We start from the raw sequence: 19,544 nt of genomic DNA on the forward strand, positions 1-19,544 counted from the left end.
GGACTTATTTATTACAACCAGCTTGCCTCCGGACGTTTTAACCCCCAAGCCTATAGATCAAAATCGATGCGTTGGAGTTGATCTGCGTTCCTCCGGCTAAGGTCTGTAAATTGATTGCAGCGGCACTGGAATGGTTCCTTAAAGTGATTACATCGCCGGGGACTACAGAGATAATCACCATCCCGGGGTTAGGCTGTGTTCCCGCTCCTGAACCATAGACGCTGCCACCTACAGGTGCACCGTTCAGATACAAAGTGAACTGATTCGGTTCCACTGCGGTGACAATGAAGATTACCGCATAATCTCCTGCATTCTCAACATTAATCTGAGCTGTATTAGGGGTATGCGAGAAGCCGACAAGACTCTCATTGCTGTCAAAAGTAACATCTGCTTCCGTAGCCACGGTCTGGGCCCCCGTATTGAAAATATAGGCATAAGATGAGGCCAGTGCGCCTGTCGCTCCCGTTACACCCGTTGCACCCGTCACACCCGTGGCACCCGTTGCACCCGTTACTCCCGTTGCACCCGTTACCCCCGTCGCCCCCGTTACTCCCGTTACTCCCGTTACTCCCGTCACACCCGTTACACCCGTTGCACCCGTTGCACCCGTTACTCCCGTTGCACCTGTTGCACCCGTTACCCCCGTCACACCCGTGGCTCCCGTGGCACCCGTTACTCCCGTGGCACCCGTCACACCCGTTACTCCCGTCACACCCGTTGCACCCGTTGCACCTGTTACACCCGTTACACCCGTTGCACCCGTTGCACCCGTCGCACCCGTTACTCCTGTTGCACCCGTTACTCCCGTGGCTCCACTTACCCCCGTTACCCCCGTTACACCCGTCACACCCGTTACACCCGTCCCCCCCGTTGCACCCGTCGCACCCGTTACTCCTGTGGCTCCGGTGACTCCTGTTGCCTCTTCTCCCAGCAACTCCTGGGAGACCAGCCGGTGTGCTGTCACCAGCTGCCCGCTGGCATTTTGGCCCCATAGAGATACCTGCGCTTCGGAGACTGCCGTTCCTGTCGTGTTGAACACGAATTCAAAAGCATCCAGGTCCGCATAGTAAATTTTGGTAACCACTTGGGAGGGGGCCACACTGATCTCCTCCTGCACATATAAGGTGCGTATGCCGTTCAGGGTATAACCCAAAATAAGAATATCGAAGAATCCGGTTATATTACGGCCGTCTATTTTGAGTGTTACCCTTTGAGTCGGCCGGGTCCCCGTATTGCTTGCAATATTATTCTCAATCGGTCCTGTAGATAAAATTGCCATTTTCCAGCTCCCCTCTCAACCTAAATCCAGCTATATTAATAGCAATATTCGAGAGAAAACAGAAGAGTGTTGGCATATTGGCATTATTATAAGAAACAGTAACAATCAGTACATCTTCAAAGATTTACCCGCAAAAAAAACACCCCATGCAGGCAGCCATGAGCTGATAGACTTGAAGTCTAACCTAATGGCTTAGCACAGGGTGTTACAGATCAAGCTCTATTGATTAATACAATGTCTTGGTAGACTCCGAGGTGAACGGAATAATCTCGTTAATCTTGCCTGCCTGTACCTTGGCAGGCCAAGCCGGATCGCTGATCAAGGCTCTGCCTACCGCCACCAGATCGAACTCTCCCTTATCCAGCCGGAGCAGCAGCCGCTCAAGGTTGTTATCCTCATTCTTCTCCATAACCGCACTGGTGAATGCGCTGTCCAGGCCGACAGAGCCCACTGTAATCGCCGGTTTGCCCGTAATCTTCTTCGTCCAGCCCGCCAGATTCAGCTCAGAGCCTGCAAATTCAGGCTCCCAGAACCGCCGGGTGGAGCAATGGAAGATATCAACCCCGGCATTGCTGAGCGGGGTCAGGAAACGGGCCAGATCCTCCGGCGTCTCCGCCAGCTTAGCGTCATAGGCCCCGCTCTTCCACTGCGAGAAACGGAGTACGATCGGGAAATCCGGTCCTACCGCACGGCGGCAGGCATCGATCACTTCCACCGCGAAGGTGGTGCGGGCTTCCAGATCGCCGCCGTATTCATCGGTGCGGCGGTTGGTCTTCTCCCAGAAGAACTGGTCGATCAGATAGCCGTGGGCGCCGTGCAGCTCTATGCCGTCGAAGCCGACGGCTTTGGCTGCCTTCGCTGCCTTGGCGAAGGCACTGACGATAGCCTGAATCTCGCTCTTAGTCATCGGCTCTGTGACTTGCTCTCCGGCCAGATTCAGCCCGGACGGGCCAATCGGCAGCGCCGAAGCGTTAGGCTCCTCACCGATCTTACGGGCCATGCCGACATGCCAGAGCTGAGGCATAATTTTGCCTCCGGCGGCATGCACCTCGCGCACGACCTGCGCCCATCCCTCCAGAGCGGCTTCGCCATGGAAGTTCGGGATATCCTGATGGCTGACTGCCGCCGGATGATCGATGGCTGTACCTTCGGTAATGATCAGGCCCACCCCGCCTTCCGCGCGGCGGCGGTAATACGCCGCCACCTCAGGACCAGGTACGCCTCCGGGAGAATACACCCGGGTCATCGGGGCCATCACCACACGGTTACTGAGAGACAAGCTCCCGTATTCAAAAGGTTCAAACAATGCAGCAGCATTCATAATTCACTAGCCTCCATTTCATACGATGATTACTTGATGATTACTTTAAGTAAGCATAGTATGACGCTTCCCGGCGGCAAATGCAAATGACTGCCAGTTCAAGAGATTTGATAAGTCTTATAAGTCCAGCACTCCGGCTTTTGGAGTCACCCGGAAGGCTGCGGCCAGATCTGCCAGCTGCTGATCGGTGATCTTCTGCCGAATCTCTCTTCCGCCGATCAGGTTATAGACAATCGCGGCCTTTTCAATTGTTTCAACCAGTCCGAAGGTGGCATCCATCGTCGCCCCGGTCACAAAGATCCCATGCTGCGGCCAGATGACTACGCGGTACTCCTTCATCCGGTCAGCGGTGGCCCGGCCGATCTCGCTGCTCCCCGGCACCATCCAGGGAATGACGCTGACGCCATCCGGGAAGACCACCAGACATTCTGTGCACATCTCCCACAGCGTCTTGGTGAATTTCAGCTCATCCAGATCATGGGTGAAGGTCATGGCAATTACATTCGTTGCATGGGTATGCAGCACAATCCGGTGCGCCGGATCTACCTTCAGCCGTTCGATATGGCTCATGAAGTGGGAAGCCAGCTCACTGGTCGGAACAGCGCCATTACGCAATCCCCATAACACCTCTACACTCTCGCCGCTGCTGCTGACACGCAGTACACCCAGGTTGGCTTCCGGGTCCTTGATCACATTGCGGAAATACTTGCCTGATCCGGTAACGATGAAGTATTTGCCCGCCAGCTCGGCTACAGGGAAGGTAAGGCTGATCGTGCGCAGCGGCTCGCGGATATTAATATACTTGGCTACCTCTTCTTCATCCAGGAGGTAACTGACGTTGCCCCCGTTCAGCTCATCCCAGCCCAGCGACCACATGTGATGGGTAATTTCGGACATTTCCTCGATAAAAGGCGCGGTGACGCCGGATATATACCCTTTGGATTCAATTACGGAAGTACTCATATGCTCTCTCCTTCTATATGCACCCTAAGCGTGCGGGTACTTGTTATTTATTATTTCAGCAGTCATTGTAATTTCAGCAGCCTGATCTTATCTTAAAGCCAATACATCCTGTTCATAGCGCTTCACTTCAGCCAGCCACCCCTCGCGGACCGGGGTCCCCTGCGAAGCGCAGTAGTAATCCCAGACAGCACCGAACGGGTAGGACTTGAATTCTTCCACCAGGGCCAGCCGTGAGGTGTAATCTCCGGCCCGTTCAATGTCCCGAAGCTCCTCTACCGGCTCCAGCATAGCGCGCAGCAGCGCCTTGATCGTATTGCGCGTACCGATTACCCAAGCTGCCAGATGATTGATACTGCCGTCGAAGAAGTCGAGCCCGATATGCGTGCGCGGCAGCAGATCCCCGCGAACCAGCTCGCGGGCAATCTCCAGCAGCTCATCGTCCATCGTGACCACATGATCGCTATCCCAGCGGACCGGTCTGCTGACATGCAGCAGCAGCTGCTCGCTGAACATCAGGATGGAGCTGAGCTTGTTCGAGATCACTTCCGTCGGATGAAAATGCCCGGCATCCAGACAGATGGCCTTACCGCGTGTCAGGCCGTAGCCCATGTAGAACTCATGCGAACCGACAACGTAGCTCTCCGAGCCGATACCGAACAGCTTGCTCTCCACGGCATCGATAGTGTACTGCGGATCCATCTCCTCGCTGAAGATTTCGTCCAGCGATTCCTTCAGTCGCATGCGCGGTGCCAGCCGGTCTACCGGAGTATCCTTGTAGCCGTCAGGCACCCAGAAATTCGTCACACACGGCTGGCCCAGTTCGCGGCCGAAGTGCTCAGCAATGCTGCGGGAAGCCTTGCAATGCTTAATCCAGAAGCTGCGGATCTCTTCGTCCGCATGGCTCAGGGTGAACCCGTCTGCCGCCTTCGGATGCGAGAAGCAGGTCGGATTGAAATCAAGGCCTAAGCCCTGCTCCTTGGCCCATTCCACCCAATTCTTGAAATGGCGCGGCGCCAGCTCATCCAGATCCACCTGCTCCTTCGTATCAGCATAGATCGCATGCAGATTGACCTTATGCTTGCCGGGAATCAGCGAGAGAGCCTTCTCCAGATCCTGACGCAGCTCATCCGGGGTACCGGCCCGTCCTGGGTAGCTGCCGGTCACGGCAATGCCGCCGCTCAGCTCTTTATCCTTGAACAGAAAGCCCCGTACATCATCGCCCTGCCAGCAGTGCAGCGATACTTTGATCTGCGCCAGCTTCTCCAGTACCTCATCCGTTTGAATTCCATGGGCTGCATATAATTTCTTGGCTTCGTTGTAGCTGTTAATGATGCTCTGATCCATGCTGTTGCCTCCTAATACGTATTGTGAACATCCGCTCCCGGATGAAGCTGCTCCCAGCGGACCAGCAGCTCCGCCAGCTGAGGAACCGGCTGCGGAAGATAAGACTGAATCGCGAAGGACTGTGAGATGATCTGCCGGGCTTCATGGATATCTGCTATGCGCCCCGCCTCAATCATCTGCACAGCCAGATTACCCAGGGCTGTGGATTCGGTCGGTCCGGCCAGCACCTCCCTGCCGGTAACATCTGCCGTCAGCTGGCACAGCAGCCCATTGTTAGCGCCGCCGCCGACAATCTGCAGCACTTGGGTTAGCTCCCCGGTGAGTTCTTCCAGCTCAGCCAGATGACTGCGGTAGGATAACGCCAGACTGTCAAAGATACAGCGGGCCAGCTCGCCCATAGTCTGCGGCACAGGCTGGCCGCTCTCCAGACAGGCCTGGCGGATCTCCTGAATCATATCGTCCGGGTTCAAAAACCGCGGATGATTGCAGGGAATCAGGCTGCGGAAGCCTGGGCATTCACCGGCCTGCTCTGCGAGTTCCGCGAAGCTAAATCTTCCGCCGTCCAGTCTGCGCACTTCCTGAATCAGCCAGAGGCCCATAATATTCTTCAGGAACCGGTAAGTCCCGTAAGCGCCCCACTCGTTGGTATAATTAGCGGCCATCGCTCTGCTGTTATTGATCGGGTGATCCAGCTCTACTCCCAGCAGAGACCAGGTTCCGCTGCTAAGATAGGCTGATGCACGGTCCTTCTGAGCAGGCACACCGAGTACCGCAGATGCTGTGTCATGCGTAGCCACGCAGATCAGGCGGCATTCCGGCAGATCATACTCCGCGCGCAGCTCCTGCGTAATGAAGCTGAGATCTTCCCCAGGCTCGGTTAACGGAGCGAACTGTTCACGCCGCAGACCCAGGAATTCCAGCAGCTCGGCATCGAAATCACGGGCCGCAAGATTCAATAGCTGCGTCGTGGATGCGTTGGTAACCTCGTTCATCTTACGTCCGCCGAGCCGGTAGTAGAGATAATCCGGCACCAGCAGAATCTGATCGGCCGCCTTCAGTTCTTCCCGGTCATGCGCATATAGCTGATACAGTGTATTGAAGGGAAGCTGCTGAATGCCCGTTTTGGCGTAGACCTTCTCGGGCGGAAGGAGCCGCCCGACTTCTTCCATCGCCCCGTCGGTCCGGTGGTCACGGTAGGCATAGACCCGGCTTATCTGCTTGCCTTCGGCATCCAGCAGCACATAATCTACCGCCCAGGTATCAATGCCGAGGGTGCATTCGTGAATGCCTCTTAGCTTCGCCTGCTGCAGACCGTTAATAATTTCATTCAATAAATAATCCATATCCCAGAAGCAGGAGCCTTCCTGCTCTGTGAAGCCATTGCTGAAACGGTGAATCTCCTCCAGTTGGAGGCTCCCGTCCACGAGCTGTCCGAGCACCAGCCGTCCGCTGGAGGCGCCGATATCGACGGCGATATGATAGGTCATAGGGAATCTCCTATTCTATGGGAGGTGATTTACAGAATTTTGCGGAATAACGCGATTACTTCATCTTTGGTAGGAATAAAAGGATTACCGGGCGCACAAGCATCCTTCATGGCGTTCTCAGCCAGCAGATCGAGATCTACTTCCGCTACACCCAGCTCGGACAGCTTGGCAGGAATGCCAACCTCCTTGGACAAGGCCTTGATCGCCTCAATGACGTAATCCGCACATTCCTTGTCGCTGCGTCCTTCAGTCTGCATACCGGCCGCTCTGGCAATCGCTCTGAACTTCTCCGGCACATGCTTGGCATTCTCTTCTTCCACGTAAGGCAGCAGCATTGCATTGCACACACCGTGCGGCAGATCATACACCCCGCCGAGCTGATGGGCCATGGCATGCACATAGCCTAAGCCTGCATTATTGAAGGCAAGGCCGCCGAGGAAGATCGCATAGACCATCTGCTCACGCGCTTCAATATCCTGTCCGTTCGTTACCGTCCGCGCCAGATTGCCGAAGATCAGCTCCACCGCAGCCAGTGCCGTAGCATCGGTTACCGGATATGCGCCTGGAGTGACCAGCGCTTCAATCGCATGCGTCAGTGCATCCATGCCCGTAGCCGCCGTCAGCGCAGCAGGCTTATCGACCATCAGCTCCGGATCATTCACCGAGATGGTGGCGATACTGTTCTTGTCTACCATGACCATCTTGATCTTGCGCTCTTCATCTGTAATCACGTAGTTGATCGTCACTTCACTTGAAGTCCCGGCCGTCGTGTTCACCGCGACAATCGGCAGAGATTTATTCTTGGATTTGTGAACGCCTTCATAATCGGCAATATGCCCCCCGTTGGTGGAAACAATGCCGATGGCCTTGGCCGTATCCTGCGGCGAGCCGCCGCCGATGGAGATCAGATAGTCACATTCGTGCTGCTTCAGGAAGTCTACGCCGTCATGAACATTTTTGCAGGTAGGGTTCGGCTTCACTTCATCATATACCACATACTGAATCCCCGCCGCATCCAGCACAGCCAGCAGCCTTCCGGCGATTCCGCTCTTCATCAGGAACTTGTCTGTGACCACAAGCGCCTTGTTCAGCTTCAGCTCTTGAATGTACGGGGCGATGTCCTTCAGACAGCCCTTCCCCATCATGTTAATCGACGGCACATAATAGACATGAGTACTCATTGCTTAACCAGCCTCCCGGGCACGTAAATAGTTAATGAACACTGTAAGCGCACATCTCCCTGTTGACCTTCTCATCGTATCGCCGTTAATCTGTGTTGTCAACACTTTAAACACTAAATAAGTTGTTTTTATTTGTTTATTGTTTGTTTTACGGGAAATAAGCAATCATTATTGTGGGTTTCAGAGCAAATCAGGTGAATTGTGTTGTACAACACAGAAATAACAGGCTATATTAAGACTATCAACTCTGGAAAGGTGATACGTATGCTCGCTGCCGAAAGACGCAAAAAAATAATCGACCTTGTCCATCAGGACAAGCGTGTGCTGGTGTCCGATCTGAGCCGGATGTTCGAGGTAACAGAGGAGACGATTCGCAGAGATCTGGAGAAGCTGGAGAAGGATGGCATTGTAAGCCGGACCTACGGCGGAGCCATGCTGAACAGGCATACCAATGAGGACCTGCCTTTTCTGACCCGGGGAGCACTCAATACGGATATCAAACGCGCAATAGCGATCCAGGCCCTGGATCTGATTAATGACGGGGATACGCTAATGGTGGACCCCAGCTCGACTTCGTTTGAATTCCTGAAGCTGCTGGGTAATAAAAGTAATCTGACGATCATCACCAATTCGATCAACATTCTCCATGAGTTCGCAAGTTCGAGCCACAGCATTATTTCTACAGGCGGCTCACTCCGCCACCGTTCGCTGTCGCTTGTCGGCCCTGTGGCCCATGAGACCATCCAGCGCTACAATGTGGACACCGCCGTAATCAGCTGCAAGGCCCTCGATATGGACCGCGGGGTCACCGACTCCAATGAACCGGAATGTGAGCTGAAGAAGTATATGCTGCGCCAGGCACACAAGGTTGTGCTGCTCGCGGACCATACCAAGTTCGACCAGACGGCCTTCGCCAGGCTCGCAGAGCTAAGCCGGATCGATGTGCTGATTACCGACCGCAAGCCTTCGGAGGCATGGCTGAAGCTCTTGTCCGAGAAGAATGTAGAAGTTTTGTACTAAGTTCATGGGAGATCATTTTAGGGAGGAGAAATGTTTAAATGGGCAAAAAGAGAAAAACCTTACCCGCCGACTTCGGCGATCTGGTTAAATCAGGGGATGTCGATGCACTAAAGGCTGTTTTTGAAAAATGTGATTGGGATGCAACCTTGGGATATTACAAAGAACCCGCGCTCAGCATGCGGCAGATTCCGGATGAGCTGGTCCGCTGGCTGGTGGAGCAAGGTGCCGATATTAATGCGAGGGACAAATACCAGCGTACCCCGCTGTATTCCCAGGCTGGAACCTGGTCCGGCAATATTCCATTATTCCTGGAGCTTGGTGCAGAGCTGGAAGCCCTGGATTATCAGAACCAGACCCCGCTGCACGCTGCGGTCAACTATTACCGGACTCAGGCGGTACGGGATCTGGTGGCCCATGGCGCAAATGTCCATGCGGTAAATAAGTCGGGGAACACCCCGCTGTCCAAAGCCTTATTACAATGCCGGAATAGCGATATCGATAGCATGCTGGAAATCTCGCAGATCCTGCTTGATGCCGGAGCGGAGATCACACCGGAGATGCAGGAATCCGTGAGTAAGATCGGCAAAGCATTTGAATTCGCCAGATCCAATTTTAATAAAGAGCGCTTGAGTGAAACCGCAGATGCACTCGAATCCCTGTACCAGCTGTTCGATGTGGAGCCTGTAGCAGCGCGGGTGATGCATGACGGCGTTTCCAAGATCGAGGTAAACAGCACAAGATGGCAGGATCAGCACCAGGAGCTGTGGGAATTACTAATCCCGGCGTCAGGACATGCGCTCACCGTGCAGGGAGAGGTCATTCGCATCACCGGCCGGATCTCACATGAAATCATGAATAACGGCGGAGGCAACTGGGATGCCGATTTCCGTAAAATGCTGAATGCGCTGCTCCGGCACTTCGCCTCGGGCACACCTCTGGACCCTGCGCAGCTCAAGGAAGCAGCGGAATTAGCCGGTTACCTGCGCCATGGCAACGGCAATGATGAGCCGGCCAGATTATGCGAATTGGCCGTGAATTGGGTACTTGCCAATCCACAGCCCGTTTCGTTGCCGCAGCCGGATTACAAACGCTAAATGCTGAGACATCCAGCACTTGTCCTGCTCCCTATGAAGAAGCGGCTCCCTTGGAGAGCATAATATTCAGAATCGCCTGGTCTGTGGCGGCAAGCCCTTCCTGGACCAGGGTCTCCATATTCTTGATTGTATCCTCCACCTTCTCGAAGATGACACCGTCATTAAGACCCGCGGAGATATTGTTCATGGCGAGAGTGGCAGACTGAATGGCCGCGTTGGTGGCCGTTGAGATTTTGAGCGCACAGGTTGGCTTGGCACCATCGCAGATCATGCCGGAAGTAGAGGCAATCGTATTCTGGATGGAGTGCTTGATCTGCGCCAGCGTCCCGCCCATCAGATAGACAATGCCGCTGCCCGCCCCCACTCCACCGGCAATGCCTGAGCCGCAGAGCGGGGACAGACGGCCAATGTAATGCTTCACATGGATGGTAATCAGATTGCTGAGCGCCATCGCTCTTGCCAGGGTCTCCTCATCCTTGCCGAGTAGCTCGGCCAGGGCAATGACCGGCATGGTACAGGCAATCCCCTGATTGCCGCTGCCCGCCGTCGTCATTACCGGCATGGCACTGCCGTCCATCCGAGCATCGGATGCGGCTGCCGTTGCGGCAATGATCCGGTTCGCCACATCCGCGCCGAACAGATTGAGGGCGGATTGCTGGCTCATTTTCCGGCCCACCTGGAGACCATACTCCCCGCGCAGCCCTTCCTCCGAGATCGCCTTATTCATAACCGCTCCCTCCAGCAGGAAGCGAAGATCCCCGAATGGTGTATTCTGAACGAAGGCATAGATATCTTCGAGTGAGACCGAGTATACCTCGGGGTCCAGACTAAGCGGGTCTCCGCAGTCGGCCTTGTCCATTTTCGGCTCAAGCCGCTGGCCATCCTTCGCCAGATACTGCACATTCGTGTGCTCTTTTACCAGGATCGCTGTGGCGGTATGGTTCTTGCTGTGTACTCTCGCTTCTATATATAGCTTCTCCGGCGTATCCTTCAGCTCAACCTCCAGCAGCTTACGCTCCAGGAGTCCCTCTGCACTTGCCAGCTCCGCCGGGGTCAGCCCGGACAGAATCTCCAGCTTCCGCTCCGAGCGGCGCACCACCGCACCCAGGGCAGCCGCTATCGGCAAGCCCGTCTGGCCTGTACCAGGAATCCCCACACCCATTGCATTCTTGATGATATTGCCGCTGAGGAACAGCTCGATTCCTGTAATCTCTTCCTCAACCAGCTCAGCCGCCAACGAGACGGCATAAGCTACCGCAATCGGTTCAGTGCAGCCTTCTGCCGGCATAATTTCTTTGTGTAATACTTCCAGTAGGTTAACCATCTGTGCATCACCATTCCCTCTGTCTGTCTATCTATGTCTAATCTGTTTCTATATATAGTACATCAGATAGACAATCCGGGGAATCCCCGTTATTACCCATCACGCGCCCAGCTTCACCAGCCGCTTCAGCCCTTCTGTACAAGCCCAGCCTCCGGCACCTGCCAGAATCGCATTATGACAAAGGTTCAAAGCCAGCTTATATGTCATACTGCCGATAATGATTTCAACCACGATAAACCGTAAAATATCTCTCTTCGTGACCAGATAGACTCTGAATTCCTGATTGCGGGACACCTGCCATCTCCCCCGTCCATTTTCATGTTTCTGTACTTATATGCTTCGGGCGGGTTGTCTGATTCTCTGTGCAGGCACAACAAAGAGCAGTACTTCTCCATTGGCGGGAAAAGCACTGCTCCGGCCAAAGCCGAAATAGAAAAGGCTGCCCCAAACAGCCATTTCATGGCTTTGGGACAGCCCCCTGATATCACCGTTTCAGTCTAATTGCCTTCGCTTACTTCGACTCCACCGCATGGCCGCCGAATTCGTTTCGCAAGGCGGCGACGACTTTGCCAGTGAAGGTGTCGGTCTCCAGCGACCGGTAGCGCATGAGCAGAGCCATGGCGATAACCGGAGTCGCTGCCTGGAGGTCGAAGGCGGTCTCCAGCGTCCAGCGTCCCTCCCCGGAGGAATGCATGACGCCCTTGATGTCTTCCAGCTTGGCATCCTTGGAGAAGGCGCGCTCGATCAGCTCCATGAGCCAGGAGCGGACGACAGAGCCGTTGTTCCAGACGCGGGCCACCTGCTCGAAGTCGAAGTCATATCCGCTTTTCTCCAGCACCTCGAAGCCCTCACCGATCGCAGCCATCATCCCGTATTCAATGCCGTTATGCACCATCTTGAGGAAATGTCCGCTTCCGGATTTGCCGGCGTACAGGTATCCGTTCTCTACCGCAGTGTCACGGAACAGCGGCTCGACCACCGCCCACGCTTCCTCATCGCCTCCAACCATATAGCAGGCCCCATTGCGCGCGCCTTCCATTCCGCCGGAGGTTCCTGCATCCAGGAAGTGAATTCCGTGGGCACCCAGCTCCTCATGACGGCGGATCGACTCTTTATAATGAGAGTTCCCGGCTTCAATAATGATATCTCCCTTGGATAATAGCGGCGTCAGTTCAGCAATTACTGAATCTACAAAAGTATGGGGAACCATGATCCAGAGAACGCGCGGGGAATCAAGCCGGCCCGTAAGCTCCTCCAGGCTTGCTGCCCCGGACGCACCGCGTTCGGCCAGTTCCTGCACCGCAGCAGGATTCACATCATACGCTACCACTTCATGGGCATGCTCCAGCAGGTTCTGGCCCAGATTGAAGCCCATTTTGCCAAGTCCGATTAAACCGACTTTCATTACGAATCCCTCCGAATTGTGTAGTCATATATAAGCTAACTCTGTCCGCTTGCTGTTACCGCCGCCGCTTACGCTCCCGGCCGGATGACTTCCGGCTCTATCCCGGCTGTACGGTGAACGCGTGCAGGCTCTGCATTCTCCGGCTCATCCAGCCACCAGTGGAACTCGCCAAGGAGCTGATCTGCCGCCGCCGGGCCGTTAGATCCGGCAGGATACAGGTGCAGCGGCAGGCTGCCATCTGCTGTTGCTTCGATTATAGGCTGAACCCACTGCCAGGACAACTCTACTTCCTCCCAGTGGGCAAAGAACGTAGCGTCGCCGAGCATAGCATCATAGATCAGATTCTCATAAGCCTCCGGCACATCAGGATTGCCCGGCTCATGCTTAATGCTAACCGGCTCAAGCTTCCCGTGCTGAAGCGGATTCTTGGTATTCAGAGTCAGAGAGATGCCCTCATGCGGGCCAATATCAATTACCAGCAGATTAGGGTCAAGCGGCAGCTTGTTACGGTTCTTGTTATGCACATCATTAAACGGCTCTTTGAATTCTATAACAATCCGCGTGGATTTCTCCTTCATGCGCTTACCTGTACGAATGTAGAACGGCACATCGTTCCACAGCGGATCTTCAATCCATAGGCGTGCAGCAATATACGTCTCATTCTGTGAAGTGGCTGCGATCCCCGGTTCAGCGGTATACGCAGGCACTTGCTGTCCGCGCATCTCCCCCGCTGCATACTGGCCGCGCACTACATGTTGTGATACCTCTTCGGGCAGCAGCGGCCGGACGGAACGGATGACATGCCGTTTTTTGCTGCGGACGTCTTCCGGTGTACTGCCCTTCGGAAGCTGCATCGCCATCATCATCAGCAATTGGAGCATATGGTTCTGGAACATGTCACGCAGCGCCCCAGCCTTATCATAGTAACCCGCCCGCTCTTCCACACCCACCGTCTCACTGGCGGTAATCTGGACATTCGCGATATACCGGTTCTGCCACAAGGCCCGCAGCACAGGATTAGAGTATTTCAGCACCTCCAGGTTCTGCACCATCGGCTTGCCGAGGAAGTGATCAATCCGGAAGATTTCCTCCTCTGCAAAAGCTGCGCTCAAGCTCTCATTCAGCACACGCGCCGACTGCAGATCCCGTCCGAACGGCTTCTCAATGATCAGACGTTTCCAGCCCTTGGTATTCCCTAGTCCGCTGGCATTGATATTACCGGCAATCTCCCCGAAGAATTCGGGACCGACTGACAGGTAGAACATCCGGTTCTGCGGAAGCCCCAGCTCTTCCTCCCGGCGCTGTACATGCCCAAGCAGCTTCACATAATCCTCAGGACGCCCAACATCCAGCACACTATATTCAAAAGCCTGCAGGAAATTCTGCAGCGCCGCTGTATCCTCTACCGGACGGCGCGAGAAGGTGCGCAGGGAGTCCAGCACCTGACGCTGGAACGTCTCGTTAGTAAGCTCCCTTCTGCCCAGTCCAATGACTGAGAGAGGACCGGAAAGCTTGCCATCAGTAAACAGGTTGTATAGAGCGGGGAAGATTTTCCGCTTCGCCAAGTCCCCGGTTGCGCCAAAAAGTACAAATGTAGATGATTCCACTTTCATTCCTCCCGTTATTATCATTTTATTATATAGTTACTTAATATTACTCAGGAACTTTTATAACACACATCATACGACTATAAATTCAATTCGTCAATCTCAATTCGACATTTACGAAAAACTACCGGTGCATGACAAATAACAGGCCTTCAACGAGAAGGCCTGCCGGGATTTCCGAACTCATGATCAGAACCATGAAGATACCAGATCATTGATCGGCTTGTAGATGAATATAATCAGCAGCAGCGGGCTGGGAACCTGGATTTTGAGCAGCGTGCATATCGTGGCCGCCATTCCGCCGATCCAGAGCAGACCCCAGACCATACGATCGCGCCGCTTCTGCCTGCCCTTCAGGGAGGACAGATCCATGGCTGCACAGCCTGCGGCAACCAGAGTAAACATCAACACCAGCAGCATACAGGCTCACTCCTTAATATCTTCATAAAATGAATTATCAATTGTACCGATCCGGTTGATCGTCACACTGGCCTCGTAATGGACAGGCAGGGTCTTAAGATAGCCTTCTCCCTTCCGTTCCTTCAGCCTCTCCCATGCCTTGGGGCTCTTGCGGTAAATGGATTGCCCGAAGCCGAAGATATCCACATTGAACTGCCTGCTGATTCCCTCTACAGCATCTTTCATCCGCTTTACAACCCGTTCCTCTGTCTCCTCTTCCAGTGATATGATTTTGGCCTCCGTATCCAGCTTATCCGCGCCTTCAACCTCCTGCACATTGCATAGTGTTTCGGCGCTCAAATATATATGTGGCTCGCCGTCTATGATTTTCACCTTCCGTTTGGTAACGGAAGTAAGCGCCTCTATAATGATCAGACCTCCGGCTTCGTCTTTGAAGTGTCCCGTATTTTTGGTGACATTATCAGTCACGTAATTGAAGCCAACCGTATAGTCATCATCTATCCAGCCAAGCAACTTGTCCCCTTTGAATACGGCAACACCCTCATAGCGAAGTTTCGTCCTGGGGTCTGTCCGTTCCACGTTGCTTTTCTCGCTGCCTGCCTCGGGATCACCCTCCACCTCCACTCCGGTTAACACCGGACTCTCCCCTTGGAGGAGCAGGTCCTCGATGAATTGATCCAATGTGACCGCGACGGTCTTGGATGAAATCCTGTAGGACTTGTCCAGGGAGCTGAATAATTTAGTGGCCGGCAGCCGGTCCAGCGGGGTCAGCACCTTCAGAACGTTCTCGGCGGTAGTCTTCCGTGCAACCATCACATAGAAGTCCATACGCGGCTCCCGGCTTCTTTTAATCACATCCAGCGTCTCGCCTACCCCTTCCCGTGCCAGCTCTTCTCCGATCACCAGCACACGAATATGGCCCAGATAGGGAGAACGGGAGCTGATCAGATTGAACTTGCGGAGGGATTCATAGACTGTTGGCACTGTGAAATTATAGACAACTACGGGAACCCCGCTCCCCCCTGTTCCTCCTGAATTCTGTGAAGAGATAGAAGAGGGGATGACCACCTGCATCGTTACGTTGTAGCCGTTCTCCGCTTTATCAAGGCCCAGCGCCAGCACAAAAGCCAGTTCATTCAGCTCCTTCCTCTCCCAGCACCCGCTAAGCAATAGCGAAAGCAGCAGCAGGGAAAGGCAAGCAGCGACGGCTCTCTTTATACGGCTTGTCATATCAGGAACCTCCGCGTTTGGATCTGTTCTGGCGATGCAGATTCTGTGTTCTATTCTCTTGCGGTCTTGTTCTCAGGAACGGCCAGGGGAACCTGAAGAACGAATCCTTAAGGTCTGTTGGCCTGAAGGGCCCCAGCGGACTCATATAAGGAACGCCGAAGGAGCGCAGGCTGACGAGATGCAGCACCACTATGAATACTCCGCACAATATTCCGTACAGCCCCATGAACCCGGCCAGTGCAATCAGGAAAAACCGGATTATGCGTGCAGCGATGGACATCCCGGCTTCGGGAATCACAAAGCTCGAGATCGCTGTTATGGATACAATGATAACCATCGCCGAGGAGATGAATCCCGCCGCAACAGCCGCTTGCCCGATGACCAGCGTACCGACGATGGAGACAGCCTGGCCCACGTTTTTAGGAATACGTACGCCTGCTTCCCGCAGAATCTCATAGGTCAATTCCATCATCAGCGCTTCGACAAAAGTCGGAAACGGCACCGTCTCCCGCTGGGCGGCCAGACTGATCACCAGATTGGTCGGGATCATCTCCTGATGATAGGTTGTGATAGCCACATAGAACGCAGGGGCAAACAAGGTGATAAAAAAAGATAGAAACCGGATGAACCGCAGCAGGGTAGAAATATCCGCCCGCTGATAATAATCCTCCGCCGACTGAAAGAAGGAGACAAATACGGTCGGGGCCAGCAGCACAAAAGGGGTTCCATCGACCAGGATTGCCACCTTCCCTTCCAGGATGCCTGCCGCAATGGTATCCGGCCGGTCACTGTTATAAATCGTGGGAAAGGGGGTCGCCACCTTGTCCTGAATAAATTCCTCGATATAGCCGCTCTCCAGAATACTGTCCGTATCGATGCTGTTCAGGCGCCGCTTCACCTCCTGCACCAGCTCTTTATTCGCAATGTGGCTGAGATACATAATCGAGACACTGGTCTGGGTGACGCGGCCGATCTGCATCGTTTCCAGCCACAGCTGACTGTCTTTGATTTTGCGGCGGATTAGCGCGGTGTTGGTCCGCAGATTCTCACTGAACCCCTCCATCGGTCCGCGGACCACAGACTGCGAGCTCGGCTCACTTACACCCCGGTCTTCCCAGCCGGGCAGCCCGATCCGCAGCGCTGATGCCGTCCCCTCCACCATCAGCATCACGTTGCCGGATAACAGGTCGTGTACGAACTTGGCGTAATCCTGAACCACGGTAAGATCACCGGCCATTAGCACACGGCTGGTCAAGATTTCTATTTTCTTATCAGGGTCCTGTTCTTCCAGAAGAGCCGAGGTCCGTCCCTCCTGAAGCGAATACAGAATCGAATTATGCAGCAGCTGATTATCTATCAGGCCATCAATATAAAAAATAGCCAGCTCCGTATGCTCTCCCAGCTTCAGCTGTTTTCTCACCAGGTCAGTGCTCTCGCCCAGCACCTTGTACAGCTGTTCATTATTGACCTCCAGCCGGCTGGATAACTCCCCCTCCACCGTACCCTTCATCCGGGCCACTTCTCCTTCCCGTGAACATTCTATTCAGGTTAGTTTGGTAGCATTGCTTGATAATTATTCCTCAAATTCAGACCTGTACTTGATTCACATAATTCTGGAAGGGGATGCCATACTAAGAGGGTTCCGGGTTCATAGGCCCTGGAGGTCACATGTAAAGGGGGGATAGAGATGAGTATTGAAAAAGAGCGGATCAGCACAGCGCAGTTGGTAATCCTCGGTCTTTTCACCTTTATCGGGGATATGGCCCTGGTCTATCCTGCAGCCATGACTTCCGAAGCCCATCAGGATGCCTGGATCGCCGCCCTGATCAGTATACCGCCGGGGATTGCACTAGTCTTCCTGTTTGTTGTAGTAGCAAATATCAGTCCGGACCAAAATATTATTGAGATCAGCCGGCAGGTGCTGGGGAAATGGCTAGGCAGCGCGGTAGGCGGGTACTATCTGTTCTTCTTCATCATCGCGGCCTCTACGTATGTCCGGGAAATAGAGGATTTCATGTGTACCCAGATCTACGAGGGAACTCCCGGCGGAGTAATCCGGTTCATGAGCATTGTTCTGCTGGTGTACGGTCTGCGTCTGGGGCTTGAGACGGTCGGCCGGGCAGCGCAGGTGTTCTTTCCGCTGTTTGCCTTATTCCTGGTGGCCCTGATGCTGCTCTTATTTCCGCAGGTCCGGCTGGAGCGTGTTTATCCCATGATGACTACACCCCTGCCGGATATGCTGCATTCGATCATGATCGGCGTGTTCTATCCCTTCGGAGAGATCTGCGTATTCTTCATGATCTACCCTTACACCCGCAAGAACAGTAAGATTAACCGTGATATCTTCATCGCGCTCTGCATAGGCTCCGTAGGTCTGAACCTGATTCTTTTTCTCTCACTGACCGTTCTCGGCGTCTATTTCTCCGAGCATAGTTTCTATGCCGCCTATATCCTGGCCCAAAAAATCAATATCGCCAACTTCTTGCAGCGGCTTGAAGCGCTGATGGCTACCGCCTGGATTATCACGACCTATTTCAAAACAGCACTCTACTTCTATGCCTTTGTGCTCGGAATGGCGCAAATATTCAAGCTGAAAAGCCACCGCCCTCTAATCTTCCCTGTCGCGTTCCTGATCTACGGACTTTCACAGCTCATCTCCAAGGACATCATCTTCTATGTCAAAGAAATCCCCCCTTACTGGGTGGACTGGAATTTAACCTATTCGCTCGCACTTCCACTGCTTATTCTCGTAGTACACAAAGTGAGGCAGCGGCGCGCTGCCTCCTAAGCTAATCCATAGAGTGAAGCTCCTGTTTTATTGTAGCGCCCTGGTGGGGTCAACGTTATAATAGAAACCATTAAATATCTTTATTTTGTCATGACAGGAGCGTAAACCAAGGATGAAACAGCTATTCGAGCCTGTTCTGTTTGCGAACCGGCAGTCGCTGATCTGGGACTACCGCATCTATACCGACGATCATTACAAGGGATATTACCACTGGCATCAGTGCTGTGAGATCATGTTCGTACACGGCGGGCAGGGCAGCATTGTTGTGAATCAGCAGATGTATGATATCCGGCCGGGCATGCTTTTCTTTTTCCAGCCGTATCAGCTGCACCGGATTTCTTCGGACGTCTCACCCGAATGCCCGTTCATACGGACGATCTTCTATCTCGACCCCCTGACAGCAGAGCATCTGCTGCAGGGCTTCGCCAAACGTAAAGCGGTGTTCAATGAGTTATGGCAAGGCAGCAATCCCTATTGCGGCTTCGATCTTGGTGACCGCCTGGAGACTATGGAATGGATCTATGGGAATTACAACCAGTGCCGGAGCAAATCATCCGGGGAAGATACCGAGGATATCACGATGCTGCTTCTGCAGTTGTTAAGCTGCCTGGGAACAGGGGAGCAGTCACTGATTCATACCGGAGAACGGCGGAAGCTCCGCTATTCGGAGCAGATCATGAACTGGATTGAAGCGCATTATCAGGAAGAGGTGAATCTGGAGCAGCTTGCGGAGGAGACTCACCTCTCGAAATCCTATGTCTCGCGGATTTTTCATCAGGAAACAGGCGGCCGCCTGGTCGACTATCTTACCGCCCGTCGTCTCAAGCAGGCCTGCCGGCTGCTCGAGACGACGGACCTGACGGTGGAGCGAATCGGCAGCGCTGTCGGATTCCCGAATCCTTCCTACTTCAACCAGCTGTTCAAGCGGGTACTCGGCCTTTCTCCGCTGCAATACCGCAAGGGAACCTGAGAGCCTACTTGCGAGGAATAGGACAATATAACAACATTTCGTGATATCAAATGACAACTTCCAGTTCGCCAGAGGCGTTATACTGAGGCCATAATCTAATTCAAGTGGAGG

The 19,544-nt window shown here is 53.9% G+C and carries 17 protein-coding genes; 4 read left to right on the top strand and 13 right to left on the bottom strand.

The window, feature by feature from the left end; translation table 11 throughout:
- Nucleotides 1-37: 37 nt before the first annotated feature.
- From NYE26_RS16755 to NYE26_RS16780, 6 genes are all read right to left on the bottom strand, one after another.
- The gene (locus NYE26_RS16755) at nt 38-1,279 is read right to left on the bottom strand and encodes a collagen-like protein (protein ID WP_339248974.1); all 1,242 of its coding nucleotides are present in this window, start codon (nt 1,277-1,279) and stop codon (nt 38-40) included.
- Between the two features lie 226 nt (nt 1,280-1,505).
- Nucleotides 1,506-2,600: an NADH:flavin oxidoreductase gene (locus tag NYE26_RS16760; RefSeq protein WP_339248976.1), complete on the bottom strand. Its 1,095-nt coding sequence runs from the start codon at nt 2,598-2,600 to the stop codon at nt 1,506-1,508.
- Between the two features lie 117 nt (nt 2,601-2,717).
- Complete coding sequence (rhaD, locus tag NYE26_RS16765) at nt 2,718-3,563, bottom strand: rhamnulose-1-phosphate aldolase (RefSeq protein ID WP_339248978.1); 846 nt, start codon at nt 3,561-3,563, stop codon at nt 2,718-2,720.
- A gap of 87 nt (nt 3,564-3,650) precedes the next feature.
- Complete coding sequence (gene rhaA / locus NYE26_RS16770) at nt 3,651-4,907, bottom strand: L-rhamnose isomerase (protein WP_339248980.1); 1,257 nt, start codon at nt 4,905-4,907, stop codon at nt 3,651-3,653.
- An 11-nt stretch (nt 4,908-4,918) separates the two neighbouring features.
- On the bottom strand, nt 4,919-6,394 hold the full coding sequence (rhaB, locus tag NYE26_RS16775) for a rhamnulokinase (RefSeq protein ID WP_339248981.1): 1,476 nt from the start codon (nt 6,392-6,394) through the stop codon (nt 4,919-4,921).
- A gap of 29 nt (nt 6,395-6,423) precedes the next feature.
- Nucleotides 6,424-7,575 (bottom strand): iron-containing alcohol dehydrogenase, encoded by a 1,152-nt coding sequence (locus NYE26_RS16780; protein WP_339248982.1) that lies wholly within the window; start codon nt 7,573-7,575, stop codon nt 6,424-6,426.
- A gap of 264 nt (nt 7,576-7,839) precedes the next feature.
- On the opposite strand from NYE26_RS16780, the gene NYE26_RS16785 reads away from it, so the two are divergent.
- Both NYE26_RS16785 and NYE26_RS16790 read left to right on the top strand, forming a co-directional pair.
- Entirely contained in the window at nt 7,840-8,595 is a 756-nt protein-coding gene (locus tag NYE26_RS16785; protein ID WP_036724867.1) for a DeoR/GlpR family DNA-binding transcription regulator, read from the top strand.
- A gap of 38 nt (nt 8,596-8,633) precedes the next feature.
- Entirely contained in the window at nt 8,634-9,689 is a 1,056-nt protein-coding gene (locus NYE26_RS16790; protein ID WP_339248983.1) for an ankyrin repeat domain-containing protein, read from the top strand.
- Between the two features lie 31 nt (nt 9,690-9,720).
- Here the strand turns inward: NYE26_RS16790 and NYE26_RS16795 are convergent, their stop codons facing one another.
- From NYE26_RS16795 to NYE26_RS16825, 7 genes are all read right to left on the bottom strand, one after another.
- Complete coding sequence (locus tag NYE26_RS16795) at nt 9,721-11,013, bottom strand: L-serine ammonia-lyase, iron-sulfur-dependent, subunit alpha (RefSeq protein WP_036724840.1); 1,293 nt, start codon at nt 11,011-11,013, stop codon at nt 9,721-9,723.
- Nucleotides 11,014-11,112: 99 nt separating this feature from the next.
- On the bottom strand, nt 11,113-11,307 hold the full coding sequence (locus tag NYE26_RS16800) for a hypothetical protein (protein ID WP_339248985.1): 195 nt from the start codon (nt 11,305-11,307) through the stop codon (nt 11,113-11,115).
- A 217-nt stretch (nt 11,308-11,524) separates the two neighbouring features.
- The gene (gnd, locus tag NYE26_RS16805) at nt 11,525-12,418 is read right to left on the bottom strand and encodes a phosphogluconate dehydrogenase (NAD(+)-dependent, decarboxylating) (RefSeq protein ID WP_076078758.1); all 894 of its coding nucleotides are present in this window, start codon (nt 12,416-12,418) and stop codon (nt 11,525-11,527) included.
- Nucleotides 12,419-12,486: 68 nt separating this feature from the next.
- Complete coding sequence (zwf, locus tag NYE26_RS16810) at nt 12,487-14,025, bottom strand: glucose-6-phosphate dehydrogenase (RefSeq protein WP_339248986.1); 1,539 nt, start codon at nt 14,023-14,025, stop codon at nt 12,487-12,489.
- Nucleotides 14,026-14,214: 189 nt separating this feature from the next.
- Nucleotides 14,215-14,445: a hypothetical protein gene (locus NYE26_RS16815; protein WP_339248988.1), complete on the bottom strand. Its 231-nt coding sequence runs from the start codon at nt 14,443-14,445 to the stop codon at nt 14,215-14,217.
- Nucleotides 14,446-14,451: 6 nt separating this feature from the next.
- Nucleotides 14,452-15,675, bottom strand: a complete 1,224-nt coding sequence (locus tag NYE26_RS16820; RefSeq protein WP_339248989.1) for a Ger(x)C family spore germination protein — start codon at nt 15,673-15,675, stop codon at nt 14,452-14,454.
- A gap of 1 nt (nt 15,676) precedes the next feature.
- Nucleotides 15,677-17,185: a spore germination protein gene (locus NYE26_RS16825; RefSeq protein WP_339248990.1), complete on the bottom strand. Its 1,509-nt coding sequence runs from the start codon at nt 17,183-17,185 to the stop codon at nt 15,677-15,679.
- Between the two features lie 177 nt (nt 17,186-17,362).
- Between NYE26_RS16825 and NYE26_RS16830 the strand changes: the two genes are divergently transcribed.
- Together NYE26_RS16830 and NYE26_RS16835 are read left to right on the top strand one after the other, a co-directional pair.
- Nucleotides 17,363-18,463, top strand: coding sequence for an endospore germination permease (locus tag NYE26_RS16830; RefSeq protein WP_339248991.1), 1,101 nt, complete (start codon nt 17,363-17,365; stop codon nt 18,461-18,463).
- Nucleotides 18,464-18,575: 112 nt separating this feature from the next.
- Nucleotides 18,576-19,433: an AraC family transcriptional regulator gene (locus tag NYE26_RS16835; protein WP_339248992.1), complete on the top strand. Its 858-nt coding sequence runs from the start codon at nt 18,576-18,578 to the stop codon at nt 19,431-19,433.
- Nucleotides 19,434-19,544 lie beyond the last annotated feature (111 nt).

This window comes from Paenibacillus sp. FSL P2-0136 (assembly GCF_037975325.1).
In the GTDB taxonomy this organism is placed as follows: domain Bacteria; phylum Bacillota; class Bacilli; order Paenibacillales; family Paenibacillaceae; genus Paenibacillus_AQ; species Paenibacillus_AQ silagei.

Excerpts from the sequence above, each read along its gene's own strand:
- NYE26_RS16755 (WP_339248974.1), bottom strand. The coding sequence starts at position 1,279 with ATGGCAATTTTATCTACAGGACCGATTGAGAATAATATTGCAAGCAAT.
- NYE26_RS16760 (WP_339248976.1), bottom strand. The coding sequence starts at position 2,600 with ATGAATGCTGCTGCATTGTTTGAACCTTTTGAATACGGGAGCTTGTCT.
- rhaD (WP_339248978.1), bottom strand. The coding sequence starts at position 3,563 with ATGAGTACTTCCGTAATTGAATCCAAAGGGTATATATCCGGCGTCACC.
- rhaA (WP_339248980.1), bottom strand. The coding sequence starts at position 4,907 with ATGGATCAGAGCATCATTAACAGCTACAACGAAGCCAAGAAATTATAT.
- rhaB (WP_339248981.1), bottom strand. The coding sequence starts at position 6,394 with ATGACCTATCATATCGCCGTCGATATCGGCGCCTCCAGCGGACGGCTG.
- NYE26_RS16780 (WP_339248982.1), bottom strand. The coding sequence starts at position 7,575 with ATGAGTACTCATGTCTATTATGTGCCGTCGATTAACATGATGGGGAAG.
- NYE26_RS16785 (WP_036724867.1), top strand. The coding sequence starts at position 7,840 with ATGCTCGCTGCCGAAAGACGCAAAAAAATAATCGACCTTGTCCATCAG.
- NYE26_RS16790 (WP_339248983.1), top strand. The coding sequence starts at position 8,634 with ATGGGCAAAAAGAGAAAAACCTTACCCGCCGACTTCGGCGATCTGGTT.
- NYE26_RS16795 (WP_036724840.1), bottom strand. The coding sequence starts at position 11,013 with ATGGTTAACCTACTGGAAGTATTACACAAAGAAATTATGCCGGCAGAA.
- gnd (WP_076078758.1), bottom strand. The coding sequence starts at position 12,418 with ATGAAAGTCGGTTTAATCGGACTTGGCAAAATGGGCTTCAATCTGGGC.
- NYE26_RS16815 (WP_339248988.1), bottom strand. The coding sequence starts at position 14,445 with ATGCTGCTGGTGTTGATGTTTACTCTGGTTGCCGCAGGCTGTGCAGCC.
- NYE26_RS16820 (WP_339248989.1), bottom strand. The coding sequence starts at position 15,675 with ATGACAAGCCGTATAAAGAGAGCCGTCGCTGCTTGCCTTTCCCTGCTG.
- NYE26_RS16825 (WP_339248990.1), bottom strand. The coding sequence starts at position 17,185 with ATGAAGGGTACGGTGGAGGGGGAGTTATCCAGCCGGCTGGAGGTCAAT.
- NYE26_RS16830 (WP_339248991.1), top strand. The coding sequence starts at position 17,363 with ATGAGTATTGAAAAAGAGCGGATCAGCACAGCGCAGTTGGTAATCCTC.
- NYE26_RS16835 (WP_339248992.1), top strand. The coding sequence starts at position 18,576 with ATGAAACAGCTATTCGAGCCTGTTCTGTTTGCGAACCGGCAGTCGCTG.